General features: G+C 37.8%; 20 protein-coding genes. 5 read left to right on the forward strand and 15 right to left on the reverse strand.

All coding sequences use genetic code 11. From position 1 onward, the window contains the following. Positions 1 to 54 precede the first annotated feature (54 nt). The 5 genes from ytpR to BGI23_RS22760 all read right to left on the reverse strand — a co-directional run bounded on the left by ytpR (position 55) and on the right by BGI23_RS22760 (position 4,030). The gene (ytpR, locus tag BGI23_RS22740; protein WP_070806983.1) at positions 55 to 669 is read right to left on the reverse strand and encodes a YtpR family tRNA-binding protein; all 615 of its coding nucleotides are present in this window, start codon (positions 667 to 669) and stop codon (positions 55 to 57) included. Beyond that, positions 666 to 1,478 (reverse strand): DUF1444 domain-containing protein, encoded by an 813-nt coding sequence (locus BGI23_RS22745; RefSeq protein ID WP_000784613.1) that lies wholly within the window; start codon positions 1,476 to 1,478, stop codon positions 666 to 668. The genes ytpR and BGI23_RS22745 overlap by 4 nt, the downstream gene beginning before the upstream one ends. Before the next feature lie 78 nt (positions 1,479 to 1,556). Beyond that, the gene (locus BGI23_RS22750; RefSeq protein ID WP_070806984.1) at positions 1,557 to 1,871 is read right to left on the reverse strand and encodes a thioredoxin family protein; all 315 of its coding nucleotides are present in this window, start codon (positions 1,869 to 1,871) and stop codon (positions 1,557 to 1,559) included. Between the two features lie 82 nt (positions 1,872 to 1,953). After that, entirely contained in the window at positions 1,954 to 2,463 is a 510-nt protein-coding gene (locus tag BGI23_RS22755) for a DUF84 family protein (protein WP_000869949.1), read from the reverse strand. Between the two features lie 493 nt (positions 2,464 to 2,956). Continuing rightward, a complete protein-coding gene (locus BGI23_RS22760) occupies positions 2,957 to 4,030 on the reverse strand; it encodes a M42 family metallopeptidase (protein WP_070806985.1) in 1,074 nt (357 codons plus the stop codon). A gap of 148 nt (positions 4,031 to 4,178) precedes the next feature. On the opposite strand from BGI23_RS22760, the gene BGI23_RS22765 reads away from it, so the two are divergent. After that, on the forward strand, positions 4,179 to 4,490 hold the full coding sequence (locus tag BGI23_RS22765; protein WP_000118540.1) for a PepSY domain-containing protein: 312 nt from the start codon (positions 4,179 to 4,181) through the stop codon (positions 4,488 to 4,490). 275 nt (positions 4,491 to 4,765) lie between these two features. On the opposite strand, the gene BGI23_RS22770 is transcribed toward BGI23_RS22765, so the two are convergent. After that, positions 4,766 to 5,620, reverse strand: a complete 855-nt coding sequence (locus tag BGI23_RS22770) for a YtnP family quorum-quenching lactonase (protein ID WP_000436844.1) — start codon at positions 5,618 to 5,620, stop codon at positions 4,766 to 4,768. 69 nt (positions 5,621 to 5,689) lie between these two features. After that, positions 5,690 to 6,343, reverse strand: a complete 654-nt coding sequence (gene trmB / locus BGI23_RS22775; RefSeq protein WP_001239380.1) for a tRNA (guanosine(46)-N7)-methyltransferase TrmB — start codon at positions 6,341 to 6,343, stop codon at positions 5,690 to 5,692. A gap of 233 nt (positions 6,344 to 6,576) precedes the next feature. On the opposite strand from trmB, the gene BGI23_RS22780 reads away from it, so the two are divergent. Further along, positions 6,577 to 6,855 carry a YtzH-like family protein gene (locus BGI23_RS22780; protein WP_001122234.1) on the forward strand — a complete coding sequence of 93 codons (279 nt, stop codon included), beginning with the start codon at positions 6,577 to 6,579 and terminating at the stop codon, positions 6,853 to 6,855. 3 nt (positions 6,856 to 6,858) lie between these two features. Here the strand turns inward: BGI23_RS22780 and BGI23_RS22785 are convergent, their stop codons facing one another. The 4 genes from BGI23_RS22785 to pepV all read right to left on the reverse strand — a co-directional run bounded on the left by BGI23_RS22785 (position 6,859) and on the right by pepV (position 12,337). Further along, positions 6,859 to 7,656: a phosphotransferase family protein gene (locus BGI23_RS22785; RefSeq protein ID WP_001055736.1), complete on the reverse strand. Its 798-nt coding sequence runs from the start codon at positions 7,654 to 7,656 to the stop codon at positions 6,859 to 6,861. 229 nt (positions 7,657 to 7,885) lie between these two features. After that, complete coding sequence (pulA, locus tag BGI23_RS22790; RefSeq protein WP_070806986.1) at positions 7,886 to 10,027, reverse strand: type I pullulanase; 2,142 nt, start codon at positions 10,025 to 10,027, stop codon at positions 7,886 to 7,888. Positions 10,028 to 10,165: 138 nt separating this feature from the next. After that, a complete protein-coding gene (gene thpR / locus BGI23_RS22800; protein WP_070806987.1) occupies positions 10,166 to 10,711 on the reverse strand; it encodes an RNA 2',3'-cyclic phosphodiesterase in 546 nt (181 codons plus the stop codon). A gap of 219 nt (positions 10,712 to 10,930) precedes the next feature. Further along, entirely contained in the window at positions 10,931 to 12,337 is a 1,407-nt protein-coding gene (gene pepV, locus BGI23_RS22805; protein WP_070806988.1) for a dipeptidase PepV, read from the reverse strand. A 357-nt stretch (positions 12,338 to 12,694) separates the two neighbouring features. On the opposite strand from pepV, the gene BGI23_RS22810 reads away from it, so the two are divergent. Then, complete coding sequence (locus tag BGI23_RS22810; RefSeq protein ID WP_000805512.1) at positions 12,695 to 12,916, forward strand: DeoR family transcriptional regulator; 222 nt, start codon at positions 12,695 to 12,697, stop codon at positions 12,914 to 12,916. A gap of 81 nt (positions 12,917 to 12,997) precedes the next feature. On the opposite strand, the gene BGI23_RS22815 is transcribed toward BGI23_RS22810, so the two are convergent. Next, positions 12,998 to 13,726 (reverse strand): pseudouridine synthase, encoded by a 729-nt coding sequence (locus BGI23_RS22815; RefSeq protein WP_001234935.1) that lies wholly within the window; start codon positions 13,724 to 13,726, stop codon positions 12,998 to 13,000. A gap of 41 nt (positions 13,727 to 13,767) precedes the next feature. After that, positions 13,768 to 15,420: a putative polysaccharide biosynthesis protein gene (locus BGI23_RS22820; protein WP_070806989.1), complete on the reverse strand. Its 1,653-nt coding sequence runs from the start codon at positions 15,418 to 15,420 to the stop codon at positions 13,768 to 13,770. Between the two features lie 384 nt (positions 15,421 to 15,804). Here BGI23_RS22820 and BGI23_RS22825 point away from each other — a divergent pair, with 384 nt between their 5' ends. Together BGI23_RS22825 and BGI23_RS22830 are read left to right on the forward strand one after the other, a co-directional pair. Continuing rightward, complete coding sequence (locus tag BGI23_RS22825; RefSeq protein WP_070806990.1) at positions 15,805 to 17,076, forward strand: BaiN/RdsA family NAD(P)/FAD-dependent oxidoreductase; 1,272 nt, start codon at positions 15,805 to 15,807, stop codon at positions 17,074 to 17,076. A gap of 284 nt (positions 17,077 to 17,360) precedes the next feature. Next, complete coding sequence (locus BGI23_RS22830; RefSeq protein ID WP_001228012.1) at positions 17,361 to 18,797, forward strand: MDR family MFS transporter; 1,437 nt, start codon at positions 17,361 to 17,363, stop codon at positions 18,795 to 18,797. A gap of 31 nt (positions 18,798 to 18,828) precedes the next feature. On the opposite strand, the gene BGI23_RS22835 is transcribed toward BGI23_RS22830, so the two are convergent. After that, positions 18,829 to 19,152 carry an ArsR/SmtB family transcription factor gene (locus BGI23_RS22835; protein WP_000098837.1) on the reverse strand — a complete coding sequence of 108 codons (324 nt, stop codon included), beginning with the start codon at positions 19,150 to 19,152 and terminating at the stop codon, positions 18,829 to 18,831. Next, on the reverse strand, positions 19,153 to 19,584 hold the full coding sequence (locus BGI23_RS22840; RefSeq protein WP_000437669.1) for an SRPBCC family protein: 432 nt from the start codon (positions 19,582 to 19,584) through the stop codon (positions 19,153 to 19,155). It abuts the gene before it with no gap. Positions 19,585 to 19,619: the final 35 nt, after the last annotated feature.

The following is a 19,619-nucleotide window of genomic DNA, read 5'->3' on the forward strand; positions in this document are numbered from 1 at the left end:
AAAAAACGAAAAGAGAGGTTGTCCAAAAGGACACCCTCTCTTTTCTTATATCAATTAAAATTTAAACTCTTGTCCAACTTCAAAGCTATCTTCTAATACAAGAATACCTTTTTCTTGTGGAGCATCTGGAAGCTCTAATTCACGTGCTGAACAAATCATTCCAGCAGAAGGAACTCCGCGAAGCTCAGCTGGCTTGATTAACATACCGCTTGGCATTACAGCGCCGATTTTTGCAACGACCACTTTTTGTCCTGCATCAACGTTTGGTGCGCCACATACAATTTGTAATGTTTCTGTACCGATTTCTACTTTACAGATGTTTAGCTTATCGGCATTTGGGTGTTTCTCTTTTTCAGCTACATAGCCTACAACAAATTTTGGAGAAAGATCTGCTTCTACTGTTTCTTCAAAGCCGTTCTCCGCTAAAATTTCGTTGATTTTTTCTACAAGCTCTTTCGTTAATGTAAGGTTACCTGTTTCTTTTACTTCTAAGTAAGAAGATGCATTAAAGATGTTGAATCCTGCTGTTTCGTTGCTTTCACGGTCATATACGCGTGCAACATCTCCTTTGCGATCAAAAGTACGGTTCTCTAAAGTAATATCTTGTAAGGCAACAATTAGAGTGTCACCAATTCCTTCAAGGTTGTAAAAAACGTTCACTTCGTTCATCCTTTCTCTTTTCCATCTGTCTTCTTCCGATTCTTCGCTAAAATAAAGATTGGTTCAAAGTCCCCATCTTCATATACGAATGAAAGTGATGTAATCGGAACATGCCCTTCGGCAAAAAATTTCATTGTCATTTGTGCAATAATATCATAACCGATTTCGTTGACGATATCAGCAATAATTAATACATCTTGGTGAGGAACAGCAACAACCATGTCACCAGAAATCTTTTCACGCATCGATTGTAGTAACGATTCGTTTAAAATACGAGTGGCATCATACCCATCATTTGTGTTTAAAAAGTAGAATGTATTACCTGCTACTGTGTCTTGTTTAAATTCATAACCTAATGAGCGAGCGTTGAATAATGCCATTTCACGTACTTGTTGCTCTGTAAGCCCTAATTTTTGTAATAAACGCTCGTCAATGAGACGATATGTTTTATTCGAATCTAGCGCATAGTAAATACGTGTTTCCGCCGTATGATCCGTCATAATAAACGGATTTCCTTCTTCTGCTTGTTTCGGGAAAGAAGTAGAGCGAATAACAGGTAAAATTTTCGCCGCGCTATTTTCTTCCTTATGCATCGCAATTAACGCTTCTTGTACGTAGTAGGCAACCTCTTCAATCGCCTTTTCTTTATTCACTTCCCATTTTGCTACAACTCCTGGAAGCGATACGTTAATACCTTTTTTTGAGTCTTTCTGTTCTATACGTAGAACTTCTTTCTCACTATCATACTGAAAGTCCCATTCCGGGCGAGATAATCTCTTCATTAACTCGTCTTTCATCTTTTTACTTGTCATCTTCATCTCTTTTTCCTCCCTTCCAAAAAAATAACCTCCCCCGCGAAGGTAGAGGTTGTTTTACAATTCAATTGGCAAATTGCCTTATTTTAAACCTTCAATGAACTCTTCGATTTGTTCTTGTGTTTTACGATTTTTGTTTACATAGCGACCTGTTTCTTCACCTTTATTGTACGCTACAAAGCTCGGAATGCCAAATACGTCTAATTTTACGCATAGATCAATAAACTCATCACGATCTACATAGTAAAATGAGAAATCACTATATTTCTCTTCTACTTCTGGCATAAATGGATCTACGAAGCGGCAGTCTGGACACCATTCTGCTGAGAACATAAAGACTACATTCTCTTCATTTTTTAACTCTTGGAATTGCTCCATGCTTTCTAATGATTTCATCTATATTTCCTCCTCTAACGAGTACATTTTTCATGTTATAATCTTTCTTTTATACTACCATACATCGCGCACGGTGCAAGGTTTATGCTTGCTTTTCATCATACTTATATTGCCCAACAAGTAACTTAACAACGTGTACAAATAATTCCGTACGGTCCACATAATCATCCGTAAAAATACCGATAGCACCTTCATGACTACGAATATCTTTTCTCTGTACAAACTCTTCCATCACTTCACTTAACTCCTTACCACCTTCAAGAGGTGCTAAAAAATCATCTGGTAACGTAATACGTGCCCCGCCAGCAACGAATATTTTACCATCACTTGTTGCTAGCGCGCCCCAATTACACATAAATAAACCGTGCTCTGTTTTCATTACGCCGCCTTCTAGTCCAATGCCAATTTGAGCTTCCCCTTCCTCTAGCGCTCGCTTCGCTCTATTGATCGCTCCTTGCATCGTCTCTTCATCTGAAAACGGTTGTGCTGCTACTCCTGAAGGAACAGAAAGAGATGTAATTGTAGCATCTTTCCAAACCTTCTCCACAGCTCCAACCTTCGTTTTATTCTTCGATCCAACTACTACTTTCATTTCATTCACCTCTATAAAAATTTATCATTTTCCCTTAATCAAATTGTTCTTTATACACGGGAGCACGGCCACCACACATCGCTTGTTTGTCTCTTCACTCTGAAAAAGAAGAGTTTTTCTCACAACATTGCGGACCTCGAACCCAAAAACAACCTTACTCTCACTTCCTACCCGGGGTTTTAATCCCCGTACGAGAATCAATTAAGCACTGACCGCTACCATACATCGCTCGAGCATCTATTCAATCTAAAAAAAGAAGGGTTTTCTCACAACATTGCCGATCGCTCCCGCACATCGCCGGGCATCTATTCAATCCAAAAAGAAAGGTGGCTTCCCTCAATTACAGACCTCGAACACAAAAATAGTCTTCCTCTCGCTTCCTACCCGCGCTCTTAATACACCATTCGAGCACCCATTAAGCACTGACCGCTACCATTCATGGATGGGTCATCTATTCAATCCAAAAAAAGAAAGGCTCTTCAGCCCTTCTTCTCTACGCGTTATTCTTAATTGTCTCTAACGTCGTTTTATCCGTTGCTCTTACAAGCTTCGTAATTAGCTCTTTCGCTGCCGCATAGTCATCAACATGTAAAATAGAAGCATGTGTATGAATGTAACGTGCGCAAACACCAATTACTGCTGATGGGATACCTGAGTTACTTGTATGTACACGTCCCGCATCTGTACCGCCTTGTGAAATAAAGTATTGGTACGGAATGTTGTTTGTTTCTGCTGTATCTAAAATGAATTCGCGCATTCCTCTATGCGTTACCATCGTACGGTCATAAATACGAAGAAGAGCACCTTTTCCTAATTGACCGAACTGTGTTTTGTCACCAGATGCATCGTTTGCTGGACTTGCATCAAGCGCATAGAAAATGTCTGGTTGGATCATATTTGCAGCAGTTTGCGCACCGCGAAGACCTACTTCTTCTTGTACAGTCGCACCAGAGTACAATGTGTTTGGTAATGTTTCGTCTTTTAATTCTTTTAGTAATTCGATTGCAAGGCCACATCCATAACGGTTGTCCCAAGCTTTCGCCATAATTTTCTTTTCGTTTGCCATCGGCGTAAACGGGCAGATTGGCACGATTTGTTGTCCTGGTTTTACACCAATCTCAATCGCATCTTCATAGCTATCTGCGCCTATATCAATTAACATATTTTTTATATCCATCGGTTTTGCACGTTGCGCGTCACTTAATAAATGAGGAGGAATAGAACCAACAACCCCAATAACAGGGCCATTCTTCGTCATAACTTGAACGCGCTGAGCTAATAGTACTTGGCTCCACCAGCCGCCTAAAGGCTGAAAACGAAGCATTCCGTTTTTCGTAATTTGCGTAACCATGAAACCTACTTCATCCATATGACCTGCTACAAGAACACGCGGGCCAGTTTCGTCCCCTTTTTTCAGCCCAAATACGCTACCTAAACCGTCTTGTACAATTTCATCTGCATATTTGCTTAATTCTTGCTTCATAAAACGGCGTACATCATGTTCGAAACCTGATGCACCCTGTAATTCTGTTAACGTACGAAATAATTGTAATGTCTCTTTATTCACGAAGTCCCCTTCTTTCAAACCTTAGTAGAATACCTCTTTTATTGTAACGAAATTTTCGAAATGTTTCTAGTTTCTTCTTTTTTAGCTGTATTTGCTTTATAATTATTATCGGTACACTATTTTTATTTTATAGAATTGAGGTGAATATATGAGCTGGAAAGGTTTAGTAGCAGGTCTTGGCGTTGGGTTCGCAGCTGGTTATTTCGTTGCAAACAAAGTACAAGAACAATCCCATATTTCTTCAGAAAAAGCATTGAAAATGGTAAAACAAGCATTAAGTCATAAAGGTGAAATTACTGGCTCTTGGGTACATATGGTTCCAGAGACATTTGAAAAATATGATGTCGCGTATGAAGTATATCGCGGCGGTCTTACAACGATGTTAAATGATATACAAGAACGATTTGAATTTTTAGTTGATGCTAAAACAGGTACTGTTTTAGAGGTTATAGCAGCATAAACAGGAGGGTTCCCATTAGGTGAACCTCTTATTTTTTAATTATGGGTAGTGTTTGAAATTATATCGGCGATTTTCCGAATATATCGGCGCAACTCAATTTATATCAGCGATTTTCTAAATTTATCGGCGCAACTCGGTTTATATCAGCGATTTTCTAAATTTATCGGCGCAACTCGGTTTATATCGGCGATTTCCCAATTATATCGACTTACCGACAAAAGCCGACAATAAAAAAGAGGTCGCTCCAGCAAATATTCTGGAACAACCTGCTCTTTTTATGCTTCTATACTCGTTTTTCTCTCTATCTTTTCTACAATGTGCCCTTCCTCATTCCACTTTACTGCACGGTAATATGCGTCATGATAAAATGTAAACCAAGCATCCTTTTCAGCTCCATACTTCATCCACTTTTGCTTATTTTCAATCGATGTCATCGGATAATCATCATAAGCCATTACCCATAATACATTTTGATGGGCGTGCGTCGGCAATAGGTCTGCTAAATGCAGCATCGTTTCCCCTTTGCTTTCTAAAGCGATCACTGCGTGTCCGTCACTATGGCCGCCCGTATGCGCCATTTTTATTTCATCCGTAATTTCTATTTCTTGCTGAAACGTAATAACTTGGTCTACAATTGGCTCCCAATTTTCCTTCCAATATGTATTACGGGATCTAATATTTGGATTTCTCATTTCATTCCACTCTGTTTCACTTACGTAAACTTTCGCATTTGGAAAAGTTGGTACAAGTTGATCACCTTCCCATTTCGTTAAACCAGATGCATGATCAAAGTGAAGGTGCGTCATTAAAACGTAATGAATATCTTCAGGCTTTAGTCCCAGCTTTTCTAAAGAATTCTCAACTGACGACTCTTCCGTTACACCTTGATTCCGCTTCATCTTTTCATTCAATTTACCATTTCCTATACCAGAATCAATGAGCATGTTGCCATCTTTCGTTTGTAAAAGTAACGGATCTGTTCGTAAATAAATATGATTTGTATCATTATGTTTATATTTACGTGACCAAAGTACTTTCGGTACAACACCAAACATTGCTCCTCCATCTAAATGTGTGTTCCCACCTTTTAGCCACGTCACTTTTATATCTCCAATTTGTAACTGTTCCATTTTTCCTCCCCCTTTCCTTACAATACTAACATAAAATTCTGATTATTTTAGATACAAAAAACCTATGCATTACTGCATAGGCTCTGTACGATATTTTGCTTCTACTCGGTAAATGCGATGACCTTTACTAGAGAATTTCTCTTCGTACTCAGTCATAATGTTACCTTCAAAGTCGCTGTTATGAAGATCTAAGCTTAAGTAAGTTAGTAACATACCATACTCCGCCATACTCATAAGAGAATATTCAAATAAACCTTGGTTATCTGTTTTGAAATGAATTTCTCCGCCTTCTACTAACACTTCTTCATAATTGCGTAAAAACGTTTTGTACGTTAAACGACGCTTCGTATGACGTTTCTTTGGCCATGGATCTGAGAAGTTTAAATACACGCGATCAATCTCACCTTTTGCAAAGAAAACTGTTAAATCTTCAGCATCTTTATTAATTAACTTTAAGTTCGGTAATTCTTCTTCAATTAATTTATCAAGTGCATCTACAACAACACTTGTGAATTTTTCAATTCCAATATAATTAATATGTGGATTGGCTTTTGCCATATCATACATAAAGCGGCCACGACCTGTACCTACTTCGATGTGAATGGGTTGCTCATTTCCAAATACTTCTTTCCAGTTACCAGCGCGCTCCTCTGGGTTTCCGATTACGATATGTGAATACTCATTAATTCGATCCATTGCATATGGTTTATGTCTTAAACGCATAGATGTTTCCCTCTCTTTACATAGCTATTTTAAAGGAATAATTCCTTCTTTCTGTTTTTAATCAATCTACCAAACAAAAAACCAAGTACGTACGAGCACTCGGTCCGTTTCTTTCAAGTATAAGATGTACCATTTTGATAAAAACTACATACAGCATTAAACATTCCATGACGAAACAGCTTTTTCTCTTACTTTTCTAAGAAGAGAAAAACAATCGAAAGGATGATCCGTTCATGCCAATTAATCAACAACATCAATTAGAAGTGCTGAAAGATATTTTAGTCAATCACCAAAGTGATTGTTGCGGGACAGTTTCTGAATGCGAGCAATTAGAGCGTCTCATTCAATCGTTACTCGCAAACGATAATATAAGTAGTGACGCTAAAGCAATGCTAAACGATGTATATTCTTATAGTCAATCGGGTAAATCTTCCTCTAATTTGGACAACCACATTTCCAATAATCAAGAACAACTTACTCAGTGGATTGCTGGAATGGACAATTTTTCTTAAGTATTACTCTGAAGCAAGTAGTTGCTGTAAATATTGATGCCAATATTCAGCTTCTGCTTGCTGTTTTTTTGTTGTATGCCATTGAATAGACAAAATCGTTTGTGCTATCACATACCATCTCATACGTTTAAGCAGCGATTCATCCATTTCAATATCATAGTAACCGAGCCACTCACTCCATTCTTGGCGCGGAATGTACCAATATAATAACATACCGAGGTCTAGAGCTGGGTCAGCAATTACAGCTCCATCCCAATCAATTAAAAACAACTCATCTTCATCCGACAATAGCCAATTGTTATGGTTTACATCACAATGGCATACAACGAATTCGTTGTATTCAATATCTTTTAATGAATCCATTAAATATTGAAGACCTTGCTGAATTGTTTCCTCATCCCTTATATCTCCTCTTAAAACGAGTTGCAGTTGTTGTAATAACTCTTGTGCGTGAAGCGGCTGCTTCCCAAGTCTCTGAATCATCTGCACAAGTGCTTTAGATGAGTGTATTTTCTTCAAAAGTTTCGCAACACGTTCTAGTTTCATATCCTCTGGCTCTAACTTCTGTCCCGGAAGCCATTTTTGAGCAGAAATTACATCACCGTTCGTTACCCTTCTTGTCCAAAGTAATTTTGGAACAATTCCTTCTGCTGACAATACCGCTAAAAAGGGCGATGTATTCCGCTTTAAAAATAACTTCTGTTGTCCGTTTTGCGCAATATATGCATCGCCCGTTACTCCACCAGCCGGTACAAGACTCCACTCTTTTCCTAATAATTGTTCCAACCATTCCATATTCATTACCCGTTAACAAATCCTTATCTTTTATAGTTATGAAAAGAAAAACCGCAACATTTCTACACATGTTGTGGATTCATATATATTTTACTGTAAATGAAAAGAAAATTTGGCATAAGCCAAAAACTCTCTATTTTATTTTACAAAACCATCCATAGAATGACAACTTATCAAAATCGTCACCTTTGTCAATTCTACATTTATTACATTCTCATCGTCAAGTAGCGATTTGTCACATTATCGTCAATATATACGTGCTAATCGGAGCGAGCCTAAGTTCCTTTCCTCTAAATGAAGAAATTGGCTCTATTTTCGCTTGCTTTTCGTTTACTAACACATGCCACGTTTCTTCTTTCGGCAGTTGCACCGTTTTCTCTTCTAAACTGCTATTAAATAAAACGACAATTTCTTTCCACAGTCCAAACGACTCTACATTTTCTAAATGATATGCAAGTACTTCTGGGGATGTTTGCAAAAAAGTCATATGCTTTTTTATAAGGTCTGCATTTTGTAACCGGAATGCTCCGTGCTCTTTACGAATCGCAATTAAACCTTTTATATAGTTAACGGTCTCTATTTCTTTCTCTTTTCGATCCCAATCTAATTGATTAATTTCATCATTTGCATTATAACTATTTTCATTTCCTTGCTTCGTACGATAAAACTCTTGCCCAGCATGTAAGAAAGGGATGCCTTGCGACAGAATCACCATTGCAGTTGCTAGCACGTGACGTTTTTTCAAAATCTCTTCCGACTCTTCATTACTGCGCATTAGTTTATCCCACATCGTCATATTGTCATGACATTCTACATAGTTAATGCTTTGCACAGGCTCTAGAAACAAACCTGTTTCTTTCATACTCAAAAGGCTTCCTGATGCAATATACTGCAAATGATTACAGTCTACATACCCACCAAATGCAAAACCACGTTTATTTATATGAAAGGTACTCCCTTTTATCCCATCACGAAATTGATCATTAAATTGCGCAATATGCGGCATTTTCTTTGCGTTATTTAACGTTGCTTTTTCCTCTAGAGGAAGTGGTGTTTGTAAATCCCATCCTTCTCCTAATAGCAGTGCATCTCGCTTTATGTTTCGCACTTCTTTTTCTATTATATTTATTGTATCAACATCTAAAATTCCCATTAAGTCGAACCGAAATCCATCAACATTGTACTCTGTAAGCCAATATAAAATAGACTCTACAATGAATTTCCTCATCATTTTCCGTTCAGATGCTATGTCATTTCCGACTCCCGTCCCATTAGAAGGCATACCATTTTCACCATGACGAAAATAATATCCTGGGACAAGCTTTTCAAATGATGAGAGCTCTCTTTCATACACATGATTATATACAACATCTATAATCACTCTAATGCCGTGCTCATGAAATGTTTCAATCAGCTGTTTACACTCTACGATCCTGTTATACGGGTCAGAGGGATTTGTAGCATAATATCCCGTTGGTGCATTGTAATATAATGGATTGTACCCCCAATTATAGGCAGAAGAAGGATTCGCCTCATCTACACCACCGAAACAATATAAGGGTAATAGTTCAACATGTGTAACACCTAAATCCTTTATATGAGACAAACCTGTTAACGTCCCATTTCGCCCTGTCGTTCCTTCTTCCATTAGTCCCTTATATGTTCCTTTTTTACTCACTCCACTGCCTGGATGAATAGTAGCATCACGAATATGCAGTTCATACAATATGGCATCTGTCATTGCTTGTAAAGGTGGTAATTGCCCTAGCTTTGTTACATTCGTCTTTTCCAAATCAATAACAACGCCGTACTTCCCATTTACAGTCACTGATTTTGCATAAGGATCCACAGCTTCGTTCCATATTAAATTTATACAAACAAGAAATGTATACTTTTCACCGGCTAAATCGCCGTGCAATGTATGAGCCCAAACTCCATTTTCTTCTCTGTACATTTCGTAATCTGTATATTCTTTATCACTTTTATAAATTCTTACTTTCGCAAGCCTCGCAGTTGGAGCCCATACTTTAAATGTAGTTGCTTCCTTTTGGTGTACTGCCCCTAAATCTGTACCTTCGTAATAATACTTCTCATCGAAAATCGCTGTTCTTATGACAGCACCTATTTGTAAATCTGTTTCTTCATTCCGTTCATCTCGTACTGTATAATACTTCCCCACATCTAGCGGCTCTTCTATAAAGCACTCATACTTCGTTGCATCCGGAAGCGCAATTGTATGAGCAATCGGTAAATCTTTCACGTTACTTCCTTCTTGCAAACGAAATGTCCGACTTGTTCCATACGCATGTGGGAGCAAAATTGTAATTTTATTCATTTCATCTAAATAGGCATCAAATGGACGTTTTACTTTCAACATAAAAAAATCACCATCATTCTTAAAGTTAAAATGAAACGAGCTGCAAATGATAAGGCTTTTCTTATCAGCGAAGCCCTATACAGTAACACATTGTTCTTTATAGTATATTCACCTGTATAAAAAACGTTTTCATACATTCTATTTTTGTAATTTTATTTCAGCAATTGCTTTATACTTCGGCGCTTCTTTCACGTGAGATTCGTATAAAGTAATCGTATCCGCTTGAAATGATATTTTAGGCACTTCCTTTATATGTTCTAAATTAAACTTTTCTTCCCCTACCCATTTACGAGCAACAGTAATATGCGGATGATATGGGCGCGTTTCTAAAGAAAATCCATTCTCTTCACACATAACGTGTACTCGCTTTTGCAATTGAAACAAATCTTGATTTCCGCTTACCTTTGCCCAAAAAATACGCGGCCTGTCTTCCATACCAAACGTTGAAAATCCTTGTAATGTGAACGATAGTTCTTTCATTTGTATAAGTGTTTGTAATCCATTCTTTATTCCTTCTAATTGTTCCTCTGTCGCACTACCTAAAAATGAAAGGGTAATATGATAGTCTTCTTTATGTACCCACGAACGAAATGGTAATTCCTCCTGCATTTCCTCTCTATAGTTAGACAGCACTTCTTTTATATGATTTGGTAACGTAATCGCGACAAAATAATGCAGTTCCATGTACATCTTCTCCTTCTTTCTATTGTTGCTTTTCTTTCTTATCTCATTCCATTAAAAAGAATCCAACTTCCCTACAAGTCTAACCAAGTTCAGGTCGCGTTAATAGATGAAATGATATCGACATTTCGACAAGGAACATCTGCTTACCAACAAACGACACGTAATAGAAAACCGTCCCAAAGAATGTATCGGGACGGTCTTTTATTATTTATATATCCATTACTTCGCTAATTCATAAATTGCTTGCGCGTAAATTGCTGTTGCTTTTAATAAGTCTTCAATTTCAATATACTCATCTTTTTGATGTGCAAGTTCTTCTTTTCCAGGGAACAATGGGCCAAATGCAACACCAGCTTTTAACGAACGAGCGTAAGTACCACCGCCAATTGCTAATAGTTCTGCTTTTTCACCTGTTTGTTCTTCATATACGCGCTGCAACGTACGAATTAATACGTGGTCTTTATCAACGTGATGCGGACGAGAGTTTGAATAATCAGCTACTTCAAATCCATGAGTACCCACATATTCTTTTAACTTTGCAATCATTTCTTCAAAGTTAGTCGTAACTGGGTAACGTACGTTTAATCCTAAATTGCCACTATTTTCTTTCGTATAAGAAAGGCGACCAACATTCACTGTTAACGGACCACTAACCTCATCTTTATAAGCGATAGTAGCCTTTTCACCATAAATATCACCAATAAATGTTGCTGCTACAAATGTCGCAAACGAAGCCCCTTTTCCATCAAGAGCAACTTTCGTTAAGAAGTTTGCCAGTAATAAACCTGCATTTTCTCCTTTTTCAGGAGTAGATCCGTGAGCTGAAATTCCTTTAATTTGCAACGTTACTGTATTACCTTCTACAATTGCTTCACCTATTTTTTTAGCAGTTTGTAAATACTCTTCATATGCTACTGTAAGTGCATTTACATCTTCTCCTGTAACAACCGCTTCTGCAAAATCAGGAACCATATTTAAACGGCGACCTGACTCAAATGAAACAAGTTCATATGTACCTTTCTTCTCTCCACTACCATTTTGCACAACTTGTATATCAGAAATTCCTTTTTCTGCATTAATAATTGGAAAGTCCGCGTCTGGCGCAAAACCGATTGTTGGCATTTCTTCGTTTTTAAAGTAATGATCTACACATTTCCAATTACTTTCCTCATCTGTTCCTAAAATCATACGAACGCGTTTTGAAAGAGGTAAACCTAATTCTTTCACAATTTTCATCGCATAGTAAGCTGCCATCGTTGGGCCTTTATCGTCAATTGCACCGCGTGCAAAAATCTTTCCATCGCGAATATCTGCACTATATGCAGGAGTCGTCCAACCATCTCCTTCTGGTACAACGTCAACGTGACAAAGAATACCTACTAATTCTTCTCCTTGTCCCATTTCAAGATGACCTGCATACCCTTCTAAATTTTTAGAAGTAAAACCTTCCGTTTCTCCTTTATGTAACATGAAAGATAAAGCTTTTTCTACACCTTCACCGAACGGTGCGCCCTCTTTTGCCGACTCTTCTTCCCATACACTTTTAATTTGTAAAAATTGTTGTGTATCACGAATTAAATCATCTTTTCGTTTTGCAACTTCTTCTGTCCAATTAATTGCTGACATCACGCATCCATCCTTCACTATATTGTTTCTTTCATCATAACAAACCGAAATCTCTTATGCCATACACGAAAACCAAATACCGAACAATTGTAATATTTCAGATATTTCTTATTAGTTTTTCTTTTATTTTTCTAAAAAAATTTGCAGGAATTTGGCGTTTTACGTAGAATTTTATGTGTTAGTTGACTGACCATATATACAATGTCAACTACCAATATTTTTCTATATGAATATTTGTTAAATTTCTGTAAAATTTAAGTAGATTAAAGCATGAATTTTATCATGTAGAGTACAATGGTAGTAACGACCTTCTTTCCTGAATGGGGTCAAAAAAACTAGTAGAGGAGTGGTTTTCTCTTGAAACCTACAACTACTCGTATGCTAACACGCATTAAATCAATTTATATGTACATCAATGAAAACGGAACGGTAACGACGAAAGACCTTGTAGATGAGTTCGGGATCACACCGCGAACGATACAACGTGATCTAAATGTGTTGCAGTTTAATGAACTCGTGTATAGCCCTTGCCGCGGTAAGTGGACAACAACAGGAAAGAAAGTGAGAATGACCTCATAACGAAAAATAATTGTATGTAAATAAATACATACCCCTTTCTAACTCATTAGAAAGGGGTCTTTTCTGCGCCTAAAAATAGCACTATTTCTCAGTATCTACTTGATATGTTTTTAACATCTCTACTTCTTCATCTGTTAGCTCACGGTATTGTCCAAGTTCTAGCTCTTCATCTAACACTAACGGTCCCATCTCTGTTCTCTTTAAGTAGACTACTTTTTTCCCTACCGCTTCAAACATACGCTTTACTTGATGGAACTTTCCTTCTGTAATGACAAGCTCGATTTCAGAAATATCATCGCTTTTTAATATTGTAAGTGCACCTGGCTTTGTTTCATAGCCATCATCTAAAATAACACCTTTAGCAAACTCTTTTACATCCTCTTCTGTTACTACTCCTGCAACGTGTGCATAATATTTTTTCGGCACATGCTTTTTCGGAGATAACAATTGATGTGATAACTTCCCGTCATTTGTTATTAATAAGAAACCTTCTGTATCAATATCAAGTCTTCCAACTGGGAACGGATTAAAAATCGCATCCTCTAACTCTAATAAATCTATTACCGTTTCATGATTATCATCTTCTGTCGCTGAAATAACGCCTTGTGGTTTATGCATCATTAAGTAAACAAACTCTTTATATTCCACAACTTCACCGTGAATCATAACTTCTTGCTCTTCTACATTTACATGAACCTTTGCATCTTTCACTGATATGCCATCAATTTTTACAACGCCGTCTTTCAATAATTTCTTTACTTCTTTTCTACTTCCATATCCCATATTTGCTAATAATTTATCTAATCTCACGTTTTTCACCTTCTTTATTTATCATAGAAAAGGGGACGTAATTACGCCCCTTTTGATTTCAACTTTATTTTGAATCTATTGCCAAGTTTACGTTGGATCTTCTCTAACGCTTCTCCACCAAATACTCTTTCAAGTACTCCTGTGCGAATCGCTAACAATCCGTAAACAAGACCGCCAAGACCTGCACAAATTGCAACTGTAATAAGAGCGCCCATTCGGCCGTCCGGCGAAATCACGAAGGATAGAATCCATTGTGATAGTTTTACGACCACAACCATTACAAATGTTAATACTGCAATTTGGAATGTTCTCTTATATACAACACCGAATGAATAGTGTGCGTATTTTTTAATTTGTTGATTTGTGTACCAAACAGAAGCTAAGAAACCAACAGCTGTTGCTAGAATTGCCCCTACTGTACCGAAATAACGAATAAAAATTACGTTACATACAAATTTCAAAATAACACCCATTATAAGTGCGATAATCGCATGCTTTTGTTGGTTAATACCTTGCAGAATTGCCGCTGTTACTGTAAATAAAGCAAATAACAACGCAACCGGTGCATACCACATTAATACTTGTCCACCTAATGGATCTGAATCGTAAAACGCAGTATAAATCGGATAGGCAAGTGATGAAATACCGACAACTGCTGGCAATGTTAAGAACATATTTGCCTGGAATGTTTGTGTAATTTGTAACTTTAAATAACGGTATTGCTTTTCAGTAAATGATTTTGTAATCGCTGGTACGAGCGTTAAACTAAACGCTGTCGCAAGTGATACAGGAATCATAATTAATTTATGCGTCCACATTGTGAAAATACCGAGCGCTCGCTCTGCAATATCACCTTGGCCAATCGCTTGCATAATTGAGTTAAATGTCAATGTATCAATTTGTTGATATAAAGGAATTGTTAACCCAATTACAACGTAAGGAATCGCATATGCAAATAATTCTTTAAATAATTGAACCGTACTCACTGTCGATTCTGGTACAGTTTGTTCAATTAAATATTGATCTAAATGTTTTTTACGTTTTAGCCAGTACCAAATGAGTACACCGAGCGCTCCAACTGCTGAAACGAATGCAGCAAATGTCGCTACCCCAACTGCTGTTGCAACTGTACCACCAAGTACTTTAATAACGATAAAACTACCCGCTAATAAAAAGACGATACGAATAATTTGTTCAATAATTTGCGAAACAGTAGTTGGTCCCATCGATTGGTGACCTTGGAAATAACCACGAATTAAACTCGCTGCCGGCACAACAATAAGCGCAAAACTTACAAGACGAATAATCGTCGTAACTTCTCCTATATTACTGTGTACACTTTGTTTACCGAGCATTGCTTCTGCAAACAACGGCGCCGTCATGTACAGTACTAGGAATGAAAGAACTCCTGTTACTATCATCATAACCATTCCCGAGCGGAACATTCTCCGGCTCGTTTTATAATCGCCAAGCGCATTATATTTGGAAACGAATTTTGAAACAGCAAGCGGCACCCCTGCCGTTGCAATACTTAAAAAAATCGTATATGGAATGTATCCATATGTATAGAGCGTTCCGCCTTCTGTCCCTACTAATGCATGAAACGGAAAGACGTAAATCATGCCTAAGAACTTCACTAAAAATGTCCCTAACGTAACGATAAGCGTTCCGCGCAGAAATTTCGAATCGGACATACAAAAATCCTCCTACATCTACATAAAGTGAAACTTTAATCAGTGGGGTGTTCTTCCCTACTGATTATTAGCCCCCACCAATCGGGCATTTACAGGCAGTTAATCTCCCACTGAACTTTAAGGCGGGAGTCTTACTGCCCGCAAATAGCGGGGTAAAGTGAAACTATAATAAATTGAACTATTCGAGCATTCGAGAACTATTAGACTTCCCCTAACTCATAAGGTTTTAGTCCTATGGCCCACAAATAACAGGATAGTGCTGAACTCTAACTTTTGTATTGTACCACAATTCTCTCCTTAAGCAGTACTTCACTCTATTTTTCTTTTAAGGGAAAACATGCTATTCTTTTAGGCAGGAAATGTAGAAAATGAGGTCGATATATTATGCATTATGATGTTATTGTCATCGGCGGTGGGCCTTCTGGGCTAATGGCTGCAATCGGTGCTGCAGAAGAAGGCGCAAGCGTCTTACTTCTTGATAAAGGAAATAAACTAGGGCGTAAACTTGCGATTTCTGGTGGCGGCCGCTGTAACGTAACGAACCGTCTACCACTTGATGAGATCGTTAAACATATACCAGGAAATGGCCGCTTCTTATACAGCGCTTTTTCTATTTTTAATAATGAAGATATTATTACATTCTTCGAAAATCTCGGTGTAAAACTGAAAGAAGAGGATCATGGCCGCATGTTCCCTGTTTCAAATAAAGCGCAATCGGTAGTAGACGCACTTTTAACACGATTAAAAGATTTAGGTGTAAAGATCCGCACGAATACACCTGTTGAAACGATTGAATATGAAAATGGTCAAACGAAAGCAGTCGTACTAAAGACTGGCGAAGTGCTAGAAACAAATCACGTCGTTATCGCTGTCGGCGGAAAATCAGTTCCGCAAACCGGTTCTACTGGAGACGGATATGCTTGGGCAGAAAAAGCAGGTCATACAATTACAGAATTATTCCCAACAGAAGTACCAATCCTTTCAAACGAACCATTTATTCGAGACCGTTCACTACAAGGACTTGCTTTACGAGACGTAAACTTAAGTGTATTAAACCCGAAAGGAAAAGCTATCATTTCTCACAAAATGGACATGCTCTTCACTCATTTCGGCTTATCTGGTCCTGCTGCACTTCGCTGTAGTCAATTCGTTGTAAAAGCACTGAAAAAGTTCAAAACGAATACAGTTCAAATGAGTATTGATGCGTTGCCAGAAGAAAATAGCGAGCAACTATTCCAGCGCATGCTGAAACAAATGAAAGAAGATCCGAAAAAAGGAATTAAAAACGTGTTAAAAGGTTATGTTCCTGAACGTTACTTCCTATTCTTATTAGAAAAAAATCAAATTGATGGCAGCGAGCAAGCTGGACAAGTTTCTCACGAAAAGATTCGTGCACTTGTGAAAGACTTTAAAGAATTTACTGTGAATGTAAATGGTACGCAGTCAATTGAAAAAGCATTCGTTACTGGCGGTGGTGTATCCGTTAAAGAAATTAACCCGAAAGAAATGTCTTCTAAATTTACAAATGGCTTATATTTCTGCGGGGAAGTTCTTGATATTCACGGTTATACTGGTGGCTATAACATTACATCTGCTCTCGTTACTGGTAGAATTGCCGGAACGACAGCTGGAGAAAACTCAAAAATGCAATATTAAACTGAGAAACAGGGATTCCTGTTTCTTTTTTTATAGGTACATGAAATTATTATCGGCGATTACACAGATATATCAGCGATTCTGTAATTTTATCGGCGATTTTCCAAATTTATCAGCGATTCTACAACTTATATCGGCGATTTCTCAAATATATCGACTTACCGACAAGAAGCGACAAATATCCCCTCCCCTTAACTTTCCATTGCTTTTTTGTTGCTTTATTTACCTTAGTACCTTTATATTTTATATTGTTGAATATTTGAAAAAGGGTAAGGGGAAAACATATGAGAAAAAAAGTCATGATGTCTTTAATGCTAATGACGTTTCTTTCTGCGGTAGAAGGAACGATTGTTAGTACAGCAATCCCTCGTATAACGAGTGATTTATCCGGCGTTGAACTTGTTAGCTGGGTTTACGCAATTTACATGCTTGCCACAGCGGTTTCAACTCCCATATACGGAAAGCTCGCTGATTTATTTGGCCGTAAAAAAGTTTTACTTATTGGAGCTACAATCTTTTTAGTCGGTTCTGCACTTTGCGGTGTCGTTACATCAATGGAACAATTAATCTTCTTCCGCGCTCTTCAAGGTATCGGTGCTGGTGCTGTTATGCCGATCACAATGACGATTATTGGAGACTTATATAGCGAAGCGAAAGACCGCGCGAAAGCACAAGGATGGATGAGTGCCGTTTGGGGTGTCTCAGGTGTTATCGGACCGTTAGTAGGTGGATTTTTAGTTGATTCTCTTTCCTGGCGTTATATTTTCTTCTTAAACGTTCCATTTGGAATTATTGCCTGCTTAATGATTGCCATTTACTACAAAGAATCTATTAAGCCAGCTAAACACCATATCGACTATCTTGGTGCAACAGTCTTCTCATTAAGTACGATTGCTCTACTATACGCGTTATTAACAGGTAGCAGTAAGCAAAACTGGGGAGACATAACAATTATCGGCCTATTAATCTTCGCCGTCGTTTCATTCATTATTTTCTTATTCATCGAGAAAAAATCTCCGGAACCATTAATTCCGCTAGCACTTTTCTCTAACCGTACATTATCTACGATTAATATATTAACGCTTATTGCTGGCGCAATGATTATTAGTATTACAATGTACCTTCCAATTTGGAGCCAAGGAGTATTAGGAAAAAATGCGACAGAAGCTGGACTTATTTTAATGCCAATCCCTGTTATGTGGACATTTGGAGCTATTTTCTCTGGTAACTTAGTAGGAAAATTAAAAACGAAACAAATCATTTTACTTGGGGCTAGCATTTTATCAGTCGCTACGTTCTTATTATTTACATTATCAACACATTCACCATCGTTCCTTATTTATGTGGCAGTCGGATTATTCGGCTTAGGAATGGGGCTTGTGACACCGATTTACATGGTAACAATTCAAGCAGCCGTACCAGCTCATACACGCGGAACAGCCGTTGGTTTAAACACATTTATTAATACATTTAGCCAAACGTTAGGTGCGGCAATATTCGGTACAATCTTCAATACGATGATTCACGCACGTGGTATTAAAAACCTTGATCTTGTATCTGGCGGACATGGAGGTACTACAACAAACGTAGTAACCGAATCGCAATCCGCATTAGCATCAAGTGTACACGTCATTTATATGAGTACTTTTGTATTGGCAGTATGTACATTAATTATCGCTTGGCTTTTATTAAAGCCCGCTACACAAACGAGTGAGCAATAAGAAAGAGGATGACCAAAATGGTCATCCTCTTTTACTCTTCATTCTCCACAATATGTTTCAACATGGACAATTTATTATCCCAAAAACGTTCATAATACGAGAGCCACTGTTGTAATTCCTCTAATGGTTCTGGATGCAAGCGATATATTTTCTCTCTTCCGCTTTTTCTTCCACTTACTAAATTCGCTTCTGAAAGAATATGAAGGTGCTTTACAACCGCAGTACGACTCATCGGAAAATGATCCGTTATTTTGGAAATCGGTAACTCTTTATCACTTAATAACCGTATTACTTCTCGGCGGGTTGGATCAGCAATTGCTTGAAACACATCATATTTCGCTGCTGATGAGGACACTTAGCCTTCGACAACCTTTTTCAGTTTTTCATTTACAATCGCTACCCAGCCTCCGCTCATTCTGTCGCGAATAATAGAGCTCTTCGCATTCGCTTTCGGAAGAATTTCATCAGGGTGTTTCCAGCCGCCGTGAATTAACGTAAATTCTGTTTTATTATCTCCTAGGTCTTTCAGATGAAATGAAACAACCCAGCCATCTGTATCCCATGAAAAAGATAGATGATTTGGCTCATCGATTTCTAATACTTTACATGGTGATGGTCCAAATGGTGATTGTACATGAAATTCATGTCCTACCTCTAATACGAAATCATTTGGCATAAACCATGAGGCAATCCCTTCTGCAGTTGATACTACATTCCACACCTTTTGAATAGACGCGTTAAAAACGATCGTTTGTTTAATGTCAGTTAATGTATGTTGTTGTTCCATTTCCATTCTCCTTTATTCGGCAATCAAATATAACA

The organism is Bacillus sp. ABP14 (assembly GCF_001831375.1).
Taxonomy (GTDB): Bacteria; Bacillota; Bacilli; order Bacillales; family Bacillaceae_G; genus Bacillus_A; species Bacillus_A paranthracis.